Origin of the sequence: Bacillus sp. MD-5, from assembly GCF_002201875.1 — a bacterium.
GTDB lineage: Bacteria > Bacillota > Bacilli > Bacillales > Bacillaceae > Bacillus > Bacillus stercoris.
Genome location: NZ_CP021911.1, coordinates 1,363,816 through 1,376,997, shown reverse-complemented (window position 1 = coordinate 1,376,997; position 13,182 = coordinate 1,363,816). Strand labels below are relative to the sequence as shown.

Here is a 13,182-nt window from a genome sequence, read left to right as displayed (position 1 = left end):
GCTTACTTCGACTCCTTCTGTGTATAAATTTCAAATTGCTCCTCAAGGTTGTGAGGCATTTTTTCGTACATGATTTTCATTAAATCAGTTACTTTTTGCTTCGGTTCAGCATCAGCTTTTTTGATCGCTTGCTTAATTTCTTCTTTCGCATCCTCAATTACTTTTGCTTCTTCTTCTTCAGACCATAAGCCTTTGTTTTCAAGGAACGCACGGAAGCGTACAAGCGGATCTTTTTGCTCCCACTCATTTTCGATTTCTTTTGTACGATATTTAGTAGGATCGTCACCAGCCATTGTGTGCGGGCCATAACGGAATGTAAGTGTTTCAATTAGTGTCGGACCTTCGCCGTTGATTGCGCGCTCACGTGCTTCAGCAGTTGCTGCGTATACAGCAAGCGGATCCATTCCGTCTACTTGTACGCCAACAATACCGGCAGCTACAGCTTTTTGTGCAATTGTTTCAGCTGCAGATTGTTTTTCAACAGGAGTTGAAATCGCGTAACGGTTGTTTTGTACCACGAAGATTGCAGGTGCTTTATAAGCGCCGGCAAAGTTAATTCCTTCGTAGAAGTCCCCTTGAGAAGCTCCGCCGTCACCAGTGTAAGTGATTGCGACAGCTTTCTTACCGCGTTTTTTAAGACCTAGCGCAACACCGGCAGTTTGAATGTATTGAGCACCGATAATGATTTGTGGAGAAAGGGCATTCACATCATCAGGCATTTGGTTTCCTCTGAAATGTCCGCGAGAGAAAAGAAACGCTTGATATAATGGAAGGCCGTGCCAAATTAACTGAGGCACATCACGGTATCCAGGAAGAACAAAGTCTTCTTTTTCAAGCGCGAAATGCGTTGCAATCTGAGAAGCTTCTTGACCCGCAGTAGGAGCGTAAAATCCGAGACGTCCTTGACGGTTTAATGAGATAGAGCGCTGATCAAGCACACGCGTAAATACCATGCGGCGCATTAGCTCTTTTAATTGATCATCAGTTAAATCAGGCATCGCCGCTTCATTCACGACTTCTCCCTTTTCATTTAAAATTTGGAACGTTTCGAACTGCTTTTTAATGGCATCAAATTGCTTCTTACTGTCAACGATAGCTTTTTTCGTTTTTGCAGCCATACTAAGTCACCTCTTCCTTTCTTTTAAACAGTCATTAGACGTGCATTCCTTTATACATACAAACTTAGGGTACCCTAAAGTATCAGCAGTAAGTCGTATATATTTTAGCCGATCCCCAGTTTGCCAAAACCTTTTATGTAGGATAGTTACACTCTGCTTTGAACTGTATTATTTCGAAGTTGTAAAAAACTAATACAACACCGCTTAACATGGATTAGTTTACACCAAATAAAGAAGAGCCGTCAATCGTTTTCATCGCTGATTTTCAATAAATGTATTCGCTTTACATTTTCATTGAAAAAACAGATGTCAACTGCACCCAAAACTGTACTAGTATACCTCACTACGCTGTACTACAATAGAAATGAAAATTTTGAACAAAATCTGCATCGCATTTATTTAAAAAAAGAGCTGATCGAGTCAGCTCTTTTTCACATGATAGCCTGCAGCATCATATAAATCTTCACGGGCTTTATTATATTTTTGCGTTTGCACATTAAATTCTCCGTTATATTTATGGATTTTTTCATAAGAAACATTAACTTTATCGATCTGCTGATCCAGATCATCTCTTGTCAAGTCTTTGTTTTTTAGCTGCATATACAGCTTTTTATTAAGCTTAAGCGCTTTTTGATACTCTTCATACATGGAGCCATATGATGTATACCTTTTCTCCATGTGGTTTGCTGCGGCATAGGCCTTTTCTTTTATGTCTTTTTCCTTAATATGTTCTGCTGACGTTTTTGCTTCTTCAAATTCTGATTCCGATTTTTTCAAGCTGTCATTTTCAAGCTTCAGATGTTCTTCGCGCTTGCTGACGTTTTCAAGCGCCTCATTAGATAAAGCTACAATCTTTTTATAATCATCCATATTGAGCTTCATCACACTATCGTAAAGCTGATTTTCTTTTGCCTCTAACTCTTTGAGTGTTTTTTGTTCTTCTTGAAACGGTTTTTCCGACTCTGCGGCTTTTTCTAATGAATGATGAAGTGAATCAACCGGGTCCTGTTCCATGCATCCTGTTAATATCAGTAGCATAGAACAAAAAGCTCCAATCATTATTACAGGCCGCCGTTTTATTGCGTCTATCACGTTGAATCCCCCAATCTTGACAATTTCTACTATAGAATCCATGGGGACATTTGGCAATAGCTGTGCTGTATAAATGCATACTGATTTAAATCAAAAAGTGAAAAATCAGGACAGATGACCATACAACTTTTTAGTTTTTACATAGGTTATAGTAGACGCTATGCCTACTTAATAAGGCTCTGGCGTAATTAAAAGAGGAGGTTATGTAATATGTATGGATATGGTTTCGGCGGAGGCTGCTGCGGTTATGGTGGTTACGGATATGGTGGCTACGGATATGGCTACGGCCGCACCTTTGCGCTAATCGTTGTTTTATTCATTCTGTTAATCATTGTCGGAGCTGCTTATTTAGGCGGAGGCTGTTGCTAACCACACAGCATGAACTTGACCAGCCATATACGGCTGGTCATTCGTTCGTTGCACCTTTGTGAAGAAATCCGATATAATTTACATATTAAGCTTTAGGAGTGAGTTTCTTGATTACTATGGAAAACATCGTACGTGACGGCCATCCAGCCCTCAGAGAGACTGCAGAACCAGTTGAGCTTCCTCCAACTGATGCAGAAAAACAGCAGCTGGCCGACATGATCGAATTTGTTAAAAACAGCCAATATCCGGAATTAGCCGAAAAATACAAGCTGCGCCCTGGCGTAGGACTCGCAGCTCCTCAAATTAATATCAAAAAACGAATGATCGCCGTTCATGCGGAAGATGCTTCCGGTAAGTTATACAGTTATGCACTGTTTAATCCTAAGATCGTCAGCCATTCAGTTGAAAAAAGCTACTTAACAAGCGGCGAGGGCTGCCTGTCTGTGGATGAAGCGATTCCCGGTTATGTTCCCCGCTATGCTCGCATCAGAGTAAAAGGAACAACACTAGAAGGCGAAAACATTGATATTCGTTTAAAAGGGTTTCCGGCTATTGTGTTTCAGCATGAGATCGATCATTTGAACGGCGTTATGTTCTATGATCATATTGATAAGGAAAATCCTTTTCAAGAGCCTGAAAATGCAATCGCAATTGAACGCTAAAAGAAAAAACGGCTGGCACAATGCCAGCCGTTTCTTTATTTTAAAAGGCCCAATTCTTTGACAGCGTATGCAATTCCATCCTCGTCCACCGGCTTTGTTACAAAGTCCGCGATTTCCTTCAATTCAGGAACAGCATTTCCCATAGCAACGCCTGTTCCAACATATTCAATCATTTGCAGATCATTTAATCCGTCGCCGAAAGCATATGTATCTCTGACATCAAACGGAAGACGCTCGATGACTTTTTTGATCCCTTCTGCCTTCGAGCCTCCGTGAGGCAAAACATCAGTCGATAGCTCATGCCAGCGCACTAGATCAAACTCAGGAAAAGCGGCATAAGCTTTTTCTTCTTCATCCTGACAGAATAAAAGAAGCTGAAAAATTTCTTTTCCTTCATAAAAAAGGTCATCGGTCTCCGGATAATCGGTTTTAAGGCTGCCGATTCCCTCGAGAATATGAGGGTGATCCGCAACTGTGGCTTTCATCGTGTCTTCAGCCATAAACACAACAGGATGTTTGTCTTTCCCCGCCTGTTTTAATAATCGTCTGATTGCATCTTCAGGCAGCGGATTTTTATAAATCACTTGATTTTCAAAGACAACATACTGTCCATTGTAGGAAATAAATGAGTTGATCCCAAGCTCCTCCAAAATCGGCTTAACCATAAACGGCGACCGGCCGCTGGCAATAAACACATGATGCCCTTGGCGCTGCAGCTCCGCCACGGTTTTTCTCGTACTTTCCGGTATATTCTTATCATGATCATATAACGTGCCGTCAATATCAAAAAAGATTAATTTTGAATCCATCGCAACTTCCCCTTTATCGTCTAGTTCTGCAATTCCCACCCTCATCATACAAAAAGTTTGTCATTCAGCAAACAATTTCGTTCAAAAATCATATTAAATTCCATTAATAACCACGAAAAGTCTTCCTTAATCTCCGTATACTATTAGTATAAAAGAACTCTGGGACAAATTTTTTATTAAAGGAGGGACTGGCTAATGCTGCGTAAATTAAGAAAGAAACTCAGAAGACAATGGAACGGAATGCTCCGCAAGAAAGCCATTGCCTGACAAGGGATCTTTCACTTTTTGAGAGGTCCTTATTTTGCTCAAGGCTTTCCTTATATTCCGTTTTCGAATATAATAGAATGAGCGAGTCTAACATACGGCATTTAAGGAGAGATTTGGAATGATTTATAAGGTATTTTATCAAGAAAAGGCTGACGAAGTACCTGTACGGGAAAAGACAGATTCACTTTATATTGAAGGCGTATCTGAGCGTGACGTCAGAACAAAGCTGAAAGAAAAGAAATTTAATATTGAGTTTATTACACCTGTGGATGGTGCATTCTTAGAATATGAACAACAGAGCGAAAATTTTAAAGTATTGGAGTTATGAGCGGTATGAAATTTGTAAAAAATGATCAGACTGCTGTTTTCGCCCTCGGAGGTTTGGGCGAAATCGGTAAAAATACGTACGCGGTGCAATTCCAAGATGAAATTGTGCTGATTGATGCGGGGATCAAGTTTCCCGAGGACGAACTGCTCGGAATTGACTACGTTATCCCTGATTATACGTATTTAGTCAAAAACGAAGATAAAATTAAAGGGCTTTTTATCACCCACGGTCACGAAGACCACATCGGTGGTATTCCATACCTGCTCAGACAAGTGAATATTCCTGTATACGGCGGAAAACTCGCGATCGGCTTACTTCGGAATAAACTTGAAGAGCATGGATTATTAAGACAAACGAAACTAAACATTATCGGCGAGGATGATATCGTAAAGTTCCGCAAAACGGCCGTGTCATTCTTCAGAACGACACACAGTATTCCAGATTCCTACGGCATTGTTGTAAAAACGCCACCTGGAAACATCGTACATACTGGGGATTTCAAATTCGACTTTACTCCAGTCGGAGAGCCAGCAAACTTAACGAAAATGGCCGAAATCGGAAAAGAAGGCGTTTTATGCCTTCTTTCAGACAGCACAAACAGTGAAAACCCTGAGTTCACCATGTCTGAGCGCCGTGTAGGAGAAAGCATTCATGACATTTTCCGCAAGGTGGACGGCCGAATTATCTTCGCTACATTTGCGTCGAATATTCACCGCTTGCAGCAGGTAATCGAGGCTGCTGTACAAAATGGAAGAAAAGTTGCCGTATTTGGACGCAGTATGGAATCGGCTATCGAAATTGGACAGACACTCGGTTATATTAACTGTCCTAAAAATACGTTTATTGAGCATAACGAAATCAATCGTATGCCTGCTAATAAAGTAACGATTTTATGTACAGGAAGCCAAGGGGAACCAATGGCGGCGTTATCAAGAATTGCCAATGGCACACACCGCCAAATTTCAATCAATCCTGGGGATACAGTCGTATTTTCTTCATCCCCTATCCCAGGCAACACAATCAGTGTGAGTCGGACGATCAACCAGCTGTATCGTGCGGGTGCTGAGGTTATTCACGGCCCTCTAAACGATATCCATACATCTGGTCACGGCGGACAGGAAGAACAGAAGCTGATGCTTCGTTTAATCAAGCCTAAATTCTTCATGCCGATTCACGGTGAGTACAGAATGCAAAAGATGCATGTCAAGCTTGCAACAGATTGCGGCATCCCAGAGGAAAACTGCTTTATCATGGATAACGGTGAAGTATTAGCGCTTAAAGGCGATGAGGCTTCGGTTGCAGGAAAAATCCCGTCCGGTTCAGTATACATTGACGGAAGCGGTATCGGTGATATTGGCAATATCGTACTTCGTGATCGCAGAATTCTCTCTGAAGAAGGCCTTGTCATCGTTGTTGTCAGCATTGACATGGACGACTTCAAGATTTCAGCGGGTCCTGATTTGATTTCCAGAGGATTTGTATACATGAGAGAATCTGGCGACTTGATCAACGACGCTCAAGAGCTCATTTCAAATCACTTACAAAAAGTCATGGAACGAAAAACGACTCAATGGTCTGAAATCAAAAACGAGATTACAGACACTCTTGCACCTTTCTTGTACGAAAAAACAAAGCGCCGTCCGATGATCCTGCCGATCATTATGGAGGTTTGAAAAAAAGATGCACTCACTTAGGAGTGCATCTTTTTTATTGCAGTGATATATGTTGAAATGCTTTTACATCAAATAATCCTGTTGTCGTCATTTTGATATCAGGAATAACAGGCAAAGCTAAAAACGACAATGTCAAAAATGGATTAAATCCGCCTGTGAAACCGACTAACGACAATTGATCATGCAGCGTCAGCAAGCTTTGATTCACTTGCTCCGCGGATTGGTCGGATAATAACCCTGCAATCGGCAGCGGTACTGAATGGAGCTCTTCCCCATTTTTTATAATCGTTAATCCTCCGCCAATTTCCTGCAGCTTATTTACTGCCGCCGCGATATCCTCATCATTCGTTCCGACGGCAATAATATTATGGGAGTCGTGTGAAATGGTTGTGGCGATTGCTCCGCTCTTGAATCCAAATCCTTTCACAACACCGAGCCCGATTTCTTTTAATCCTTTATGCCGCTCAACAACTGCAATCTTTAACAAATCGAGCTCAGTGTCAGGCTCAAAGTTGCGGGCACCAGAAGCCGGAACATGTACTAATCGTGTTTCAAGCTGGTTTGGAATGATTTGAATGACATTGAGCTGCTGCTCTGAATCAATTGGCATAAGAAAATCCTGTTTGTTAAGAGGAGCAGCAAGCTTAACTGAATCAAGCAGTGCCGGTTCTGATGCTGCAGTAGAAGCATGCTCCTGATAGACTGCTTTGCTGTCTTCAGCAACAGTCTGTCCTTTTATCATCGTCCTTGTGACAATGACATTTTCCAGATCAGATACAAAGAGCAAGTCAGCGTCAAAACCCGGGGCAATCGCTCCCTTTGTATCTAGTCCGTAGCATTCGGCTGCATTGAGGCTTCCTAATTGATAAGCTATAAACGGATCAAGTCCGGCTTGAATCGCCATTTTCACCTGATGATTCACACTTCCCTCTGACAGCAAATCATCCACATGCTTATCATCTGTACAGAAAAAGAAACGGCGTGCGTTCTTTTCATTCACCGCCGGCAGCACATTGAGAGTATTTTTTGCGACTGAACCCTCACGCATCATGACATACATGCCCCTTCTGATACGATCAAGAGCTTCTTCCTTCGATGTTACTTCATGATCGTTTGAAACAAATGCGGTTCTATAAATGTTAATGAGGTCTGTTGATAAACCGGCTAAATGGCCGTCTATCCGTTTTCCTGCAACACGTGCATCAAGCAGTTTCTGAACCATATCTTCTTCAGCCTGCTGAACCGACACATAATCCATAACTTCAGCCAGCCCTAATACTTCTTCTTCTTCATAAAAAGGCTTGAGATCGACAGCTTTGAGAATTGCGCCTGATCGCTCAAAACTTGCGGCAGGCACACTGGAAGGAAGCATAAAATAAATGTTCAGCGGTGTATGTCGGGCTTGTTCAAGCATAAACGCAATCCCTTTTTCCCCAGACACATTCGCGATCTCATGCGGGTCTGTAACAACGGTCGTCACGCCATGAGGCAATACTGCTTTAGCAAACTCTATCGGTGTAACCATTGATGACTCAATATGTACATGTCCATCAATAAAACCCGGAACAATCATTTGTCCCTCTGCATCAATGACATTTTCGCCTTCATAGTCGCCAAGGCCTACAATAACTCCGTCTGTAATCGCAATATCTTCATATATCCACTCTTGATTATATACGTCCATCATTTTTCCGTTCTTAATGACGATATCAGCTTTTTGTCTTCGGGCTGAAGCATTCAGCCTATTGACTAGCGCTTCTTTATTCAAATAGGCCCCTCCTCTTTTTTATTATATGGTACAATATGCTATCGGATCGCCTATGCTTAGTCAATAAAATGTTAAGAAATTGACGCTCGGTTCATTAAAGTTGTTATATTCTGATAATATTAAAACCGCCCTCTGTGGACGGTTTTTTTTACTGCTATTTTGTATGAAGAACTCTTTTTTCAAAACGGGAGATGTCTGTGACTGACCCAATAACAATAAGTATATCTTCTTGGTGGATGACTTCGGTTGCAAGCGGTGATACGATAACTTCCTTGCCCCTTTTAATGGCTACAATGTTAATACCGTATTTTGCACGTATATCTAAATCAAGAAGTGTATTTCCAGCCAGACGGCTGTTAGCTACTATTTCAACAAGACTATGCTCTTCAGACAGCTCCAAATAGTCAAGTACATTGTTGGACACGATATTATGTGCAATTCTTTTTGCCATATCGCGTTCCGGGTGTACAATGTGATCCGCACCGATTTTAGACAGCACTTTTTCGTGATAATCGTTCTGTGCTTTAACTGTAATCGTATGAACGCCGAGTTCTTTCAGAATGAGTGTTGTTAAAATACTCGCTTGAATATTTTCCCCGATGGCTACAATCACGTGGTCAAAATTTCGCAGGCCTAAATTTTTCAGGACAGATTCGTCTGTTGAATCACCGATAACGGCGTGAGATGCTATCTTGGCATACTCGTTGACTTTATCTTCATCGATATCCATTGCCATAACCTCGACGCCTTCTTCGCTTAATGCTTTGCAAATACTGCCGCCAAAACGGCCTAGCCCAATTACCGCAAATTCTTTTTTCATAGTGGTGCTCCTTTATATAACATCATATTGATCAAATTTTATCATAATCTTTTGTTACAGTGTTATCCTTTGGCAGCGAATTCATATGCTGCTTAAGCTTTTCAGTAAACTCAGGCGACAAATACAGCTCCGCCCCGCGTTCAATTTCAATCTGATAGTGCTGAGGCGGAGCAGTTTCCGCTTCTTTTTTGAGAACGAGAAAGGTTAAGCAGTCTGTATAGTGTCTTCCGCCTGCTTCAACGTCCACAAATGCCGGCCGATACGTAAGTGATTCAACGCCCTCCCTTTTATATAGATAGGAGAGAGCAGAATAAGGGATCCGATATAAAACGCCTTCTGTTATTCCTCCGTCTTCCAGCATATCCGCTCTTGAGCCGTCTTCTCTTTTTAACGTGAAGCGGGTTGTGTATCCTTTTAAAACAGCTCTTCCCACTGGATCTTGAAAATAGTGACTGACTCCCGCCTTTTGAAAGCGGGCATGATCCATGCATGATCCATAGGCAAAATAATAAACGGGATTTTTCGATTTGCTGATCATCTGATGTTCTTTCCAGTCCCCAATGCTTATTTTCGTAAAACCGGCACACTCGTCTTTGTTCATAAAATAAATAAGCGCATTTTTAATTCCGACATCGGTTTCTATAAACACCATTTGTTTATGATATCCTTGAAAAAATTGATCAAGCTTATGTATACACAATTCGTCTGCTTCATATACTTCGCCGTATATATAGCCTTCACCATTTAAAACGGCTGTGGGCCCCTCTTTGGCAGCAAACATACTTCCCTTTGTTCTGGCCTGCTCATTGATACATGCCGATTGTGCCAGCAAATGATGGTTTTTTTCATGCTTTCTTAGTGTCCCGTATACAAACAGAAGCGAGTTCATTTTATTTTTCTCCTCTCAGCTGTCTGATTTTAAAGGCAAAACCACTTGAAAGACACTGCCTTTTCCAGCTTCGCTTTCGATTTTCAATTCCCCGTCATGTTCCTTCAAGATTCTCAAACAAATGGGAAGTCCCAATCCGGTACCCTTTTCTTTTGTGGAATAAAAAGGTTTGCCAATCTGCTTCAGTTTTTCCTGCGGCATACCGCTTCCTTCATCCTTTACGCTTATCACTGCATGAGAGGCGGTTTTTGCAGTTGAAATGGTTACGACACCGCCCTGTGGCATTGCCTCAATTCCGTTTTTAATGATATTGATAAAAACCTGCTTTAGCTGATTCTCGTCCCCGTTAATCATGCAGCCATCTGTCTCTTTGAAATGTTTCTCTATGACGATATTGGACAGAATAGCATTGGTATCAAGCAATGTCGTGACTTGTTTCAAAATCTCATTAAGCTGGTGCGTTTTGAATGTAATCGCCTGCGGTTTTGCAAGCAGCAACAGCTCGCTGAGAACTAAATCGATTCTTTTAATCTCTGAAAAGATGATGTCAAAATAGTCTTTTCTGTCCGGATATTGTGTTTTCATAATCTGGAGGAAACCGCTGACAGATGTTAAAGGGTTTCTGACCTCATGAGCAATACCGGCGGCAAGTTCACTTGTGATTGATAGTTTCTGGGATTCCCTCGCCAGCCGTTCATTAATCTCAATGAGCTCATCTTCAGCCTCTTTCCGCTCAGTGATATCTGACATTGTACCCAGGCTTCCTGTAAATTGGTCATCCCGGTCATAGTAAAGTTTATAATGAACTTCTCCCCAAAAAATCGTGCCGTTCTTTGTCACGTATTTTGCCGTAAACATGCCAGAAGACGCCTTGTTTTGGATTTGTGTGTTAATGTGGTCCGCTACGTGCTTTTCTTTTATGAAGTAGTCATTATACATCGTTCCCATACATTCACTGATTGAAAAGCCGGTTATTGATGCCCACGCTTGGTTTAAATATGTAATTTCGCCTTTTGCATTCGTTTGAAATACGATTTCCTGCAAATTATCCATGATACGGTTTTTTTCTTCAGAAAGCTGCTTATACTTCCATTCGTTATCCTTCATTTTCTTAACCAGCTGCTGTTTCTCATCAATATAATAAGCCAGCATCCAGACACTCACCAGCGTGACTGCAGTATACACAATATCAACAGGCCAATTAATCGGGTTTTTGCCTATAAAATAAAATAAATAATCCCAAAACATTATAAAAATCATTGCCAAAATGATGGAAATGATACGAGCTTGATATTTTCTCATATGACCACCTGCCGCTTGTGTTTCTCTACTTATTGTACCATTCTTCGACAAATAATTGAGTAAAATATGTAAAGTATCCCAAATCATTCATTACCAAATATTCTTGATGTCTTATCTTAGGCGGCGGTAATCAAAAATTGGCACGCAAAAAAGGCGGAGATGATATCGCTCCGCCTTTTTCAACATAATTTTATTCTTTTAAAGCGGCTTGAATTTCTTCGAGAAGCAGCTGTGCACCCTCAGGGCTTAGCGTAATTTTGCCGTTGCCGTAATCTTTATTTTCTGAAGTGATTTCTCCAGTCATTAAACAAACGCCATGAGGTTTGTACTTTTTCAAGATAATTTTATCTCCGTCAACAAAAAACTCAATGCTGTCTTTTATGGCAATATCCAGTGCCCGTCTTAGCTCTATCGGCATAACAATGCGGCCTAATTCATCTACTTTTCTCACAACACCTATTGATTTCATAAAAACCCTTCTTCCTTTAAATGTTTCTTTTCTCATGTAATGTTTAAGGATGCACCTCAATATATCGTAGACGAATGAAACTCAAAAAAAGTTTCCCGCTTTCTATAAGAATCACAAGATATTTTTTCCATAAAACCGAAAAATGTATTACTTCTGTTACACAGCTCCTTGATTTTTTACAAAAACATTTCTTTACCGACACACACCCCCAAAAATCGCAGTATTTCTGAGAAACTTTAAATGTAGAATCATATTAAATTAGGATAGAGATTGGGTGAAAACATGTTTCAATCAACTGAAATTGGTATTGACTTAGGAACAGCTAATATACTTGTTTACAGCAAAAATAAAGGGATTATCCTAAATGAACCATCTGTTGTCGCAGTGGATACAACGACAAAAGCAGTGCTTGCAATCGGAGCTGACGCCAAAAACATGATCGGTAAAACACCGGGAAAAATTGTGGCTGTCAGACCGATGAAAGATGGCGTGATCGCAGACTATGATATGACAACTGATCTGCTAAAGCACATTATGAAAAAAGCCGCAAAAAGCATCGGCATGTCGTTCAGAAAGCCGAACGTAGTCGTTTGCACACCGTCAGGCTCAACAGCGGTAGAGCGCCGTGCCATCAGTGATGCGGTGAAAAATTGCGGCGCAAAAAACGTTCATTTAATCGAAGAGCCAGTAGCAGCCGCCATCGGAGCAGATTTACCGGTTGACGAGCCGGTGGCCAATGTGGTCGTAGATATCGGCGGAGGGACGACAGAAGTCGCTATCATTTCCTTCGGTGGCGTTGTTTCCTGCCATTCTATTAGAATCGGCGGAGACCAGTTTGATGAGGATATCGTTTCTTTCGTCCGGAAAAAATACAATTTACTGATCGGCGAACGTACGGCTGAGCAGGTAAAAATGGAAATTGGCCATGCTCTGATTGAACATATACCTGAGGCAATGGAAATTCGAGGACGCGACCTCGTAACGGGCCTTCCAAAAACCATTATGCTTCAATCCAACGAAATTCAAGATGCAATGCGCGAATCTCTCCTGCATATTCTTGAAGCCATCAGAGCGACACTTGAGGACTGCCCGCCTGAATTAAGCGGAGATATTGTCGACCGCGGCGTTATTTTAACAGGAGGCGGCGCGCTTCTTAATGGAATTAAAGAATGGCTTACAGAAGAGATTGTCGTGCCTGTACACGTGGCGCAAAACCCGCTTGAATCTGTAGCAATCGGCACAGGCCGTTCTTTAGAAGTGATTGATAAGCTGCAAAAGGCAATTAAATAGTCTGCCCTTGCATAAATCTCACACGCGGCAAATTTCTTGCTTCTTTTTTCCTCACTTCCTTCATATTGTGGGAAATGGAGAAACGTTAAGGAGGAAACCGATGCTAAGAGATTTAGGAAGAAGAGTAGCGATCGCAGCCATTTTAAGCGGAATTATTCTTGGGGGCATGAGCATTTCTTTGGCAAATATGCCCCATTCGCCTGCAGGCGGCACTGTAAAACTGAATCATCCATAGTATTGAAAAACCCAAGACATGTCGTTTTGGGTTTTTCACTTTGGCCTCCTTCTTTCCTTTATAGGATCATATTTGATATGATGAGAAAAAA

General features: G+C 41.4%; 14 protein-coding genes. 6 read left to right on the top strand and 8 right to left on the bottom strand.

The features are described 5' to 3' along the window. Window positions 1-2 precede the first annotated feature (2 nt). On the bottom strand, window positions 3-1,118 hold the full coding sequence (pdhA, locus tag CDO84_RS06920) for a pyruvate dehydrogenase (acetyl-transferring) E1 component subunit alpha (RefSeq protein WP_003222294.1): 1,116 nt from the start codon (window positions 1,116-1,118) through the stop codon (window positions 3-5). 420 nt (window positions 1,119-1,538) lie between these two features. Then, window positions 1,539-2,210, bottom strand: a complete 672-nt coding sequence (locus CDO84_RS06915) for a YkyA family protein (RefSeq protein WP_040083254.1) — start codon at window positions 2,208-2,210, stop codon at window positions 1,539-1,541. A gap of 210 nt (window positions 2,211-2,420) precedes the next feature. Here CDO84_RS06915 and CDO84_RS06910 point away from each other — a divergent pair, with 210 nt between their 5' ends. Together CDO84_RS06910 and def are read left to right on the top strand one after the other, a co-directional pair. Beyond that, on the top strand, window positions 2,421-2,579 hold the full coding sequence (locus CDO84_RS06910; protein ID WP_014663830.1) for a YjcZ family sporulation protein: 159 nt from the start codon (window positions 2,421-2,423) through the stop codon (window positions 2,577-2,579). Between the two features lie 107 nt (window positions 2,580-2,686). Continuing rightward, a complete protein-coding gene (gene def / locus CDO84_RS06905) occupies window positions 2,687-3,241 on the top strand; it encodes a peptide deformylase (RefSeq protein ID WP_040083255.1) in 555 nt (184 codons plus the stop codon). Between the two features lie 35 nt (window positions 3,242-3,276). On the opposite strand, the gene CDO84_RS06900 is transcribed toward def, so the two are convergent. Next, the gene (locus CDO84_RS06900) at window positions 3,277-4,050 is read right to left on the bottom strand and encodes a Cof-type HAD-IIB family hydrolase (protein WP_040083256.1); all 774 of its coding nucleotides are present in this window, start codon (window positions 4,048-4,050) and stop codon (window positions 3,277-3,279) included. Between the two features lie 385 nt (window positions 4,051-4,435). Here CDO84_RS06900 and rnpZA point away from each other — a divergent pair, with 385 nt between their 5' ends. Together rnpZA and rnjA are read left to right on the top strand one after the other, a co-directional pair. After that, the gene (rnpZA, locus tag CDO84_RS06895; RefSeq protein WP_003222303.1) at window positions 4,436-4,645 is read left to right on the top strand and encodes an RNA polymerase subunit omega 1; all 210 of its coding nucleotides are present in this window, start codon (window positions 4,436-4,438) and stop codon (window positions 4,643-4,645) included. A 5-nt stretch (window positions 4,646-4,650) separates the two neighbouring features. Continuing rightward, complete coding sequence (gene rnjA / locus CDO84_RS06890; protein ID WP_003245660.1) at window positions 4,651-6,318, top strand: ribonuclease J1; 1,668 nt, start codon at window positions 4,651-4,653, stop codon at window positions 6,316-6,318. 34 nt (window positions 6,319-6,352) lie between these two features. On the opposite strand, the gene ade is transcribed toward rnjA, so the two are convergent. The 5 genes from ade to abhA all read right to left on the bottom strand — a co-directional run bounded on the left by ade (window position 6,353) and on the right by abhA (window position 11,566). Then, window positions 6,353-8,086 carry an adenine deaminase gene (ade, locus tag CDO84_RS06885; RefSeq protein WP_040083257.1) on the bottom strand — a complete coding sequence of 578 codons (1,734 nt, stop codon included), beginning with the start codon at window positions 8,084-8,086 and terminating at the stop codon, window positions 6,353-6,355. A 154-nt stretch (window positions 8,087-8,240) separates the two neighbouring features. Then, entirely contained in the window at window positions 8,241-8,906 is a 666-nt protein-coding gene (ktrC, locus tag CDO84_RS06880) for a Ktr system potassium transporter KtrC (protein ID WP_003222311.1), read from the bottom strand. Between the two features lie 31 nt (window positions 8,907-8,937). Beyond that, window positions 8,938-9,795: a gamma-glutamylcyclotransferase family protein gene (locus tag CDO84_RS06875; protein ID WP_052438163.1), complete on the bottom strand. Its 858-nt coding sequence runs from the start codon at window positions 9,793-9,795 to the stop codon at window positions 8,938-8,940. Between the two features lie 15 nt (window positions 9,796-9,810). Beyond that, on the bottom strand, window positions 9,811-11,097 hold the full coding sequence (kinC, locus tag CDO84_RS06870; protein ID WP_040083258.1) for a two-component sensor histidine kinase KinC: 1,287 nt from the start codon (window positions 11,095-11,097) through the stop codon (window positions 9,811-9,813). A 190-nt stretch (window positions 11,098-11,287) separates the two neighbouring features. Further along, complete coding sequence (abhA, locus tag CDO84_RS06865) at window positions 11,288-11,566, bottom strand: transcriptional regulator AbhA (RefSeq protein WP_014663823.1); 279 nt, start codon at window positions 11,564-11,566, stop codon at window positions 11,288-11,290. 282 nt (window positions 11,567-11,848) lie between these two features. Here abhA and mreBH point away from each other — a divergent pair, with 282 nt between their 5' ends. Beyond that, window positions 11,849-12,856, top strand: a complete 1,008-nt coding sequence (gene mreBH / locus CDO84_RS06860) for a cell shape-determining protein MreBH (protein ID WP_040083801.1) — start codon at window positions 11,849-11,851, stop codon at window positions 12,854-12,856. Window positions 12,857-12,956: 100 nt separating this feature from the next. Next, complete coding sequence (locus CDO84_RS06855) at window positions 12,957-13,091, top strand: protein YkpC (protein WP_003238865.1); 135 nt, start codon at window positions 12,957-12,959, stop codon at window positions 13,089-13,091. Window positions 13,092-13,182 lie beyond the last annotated feature (91 nt).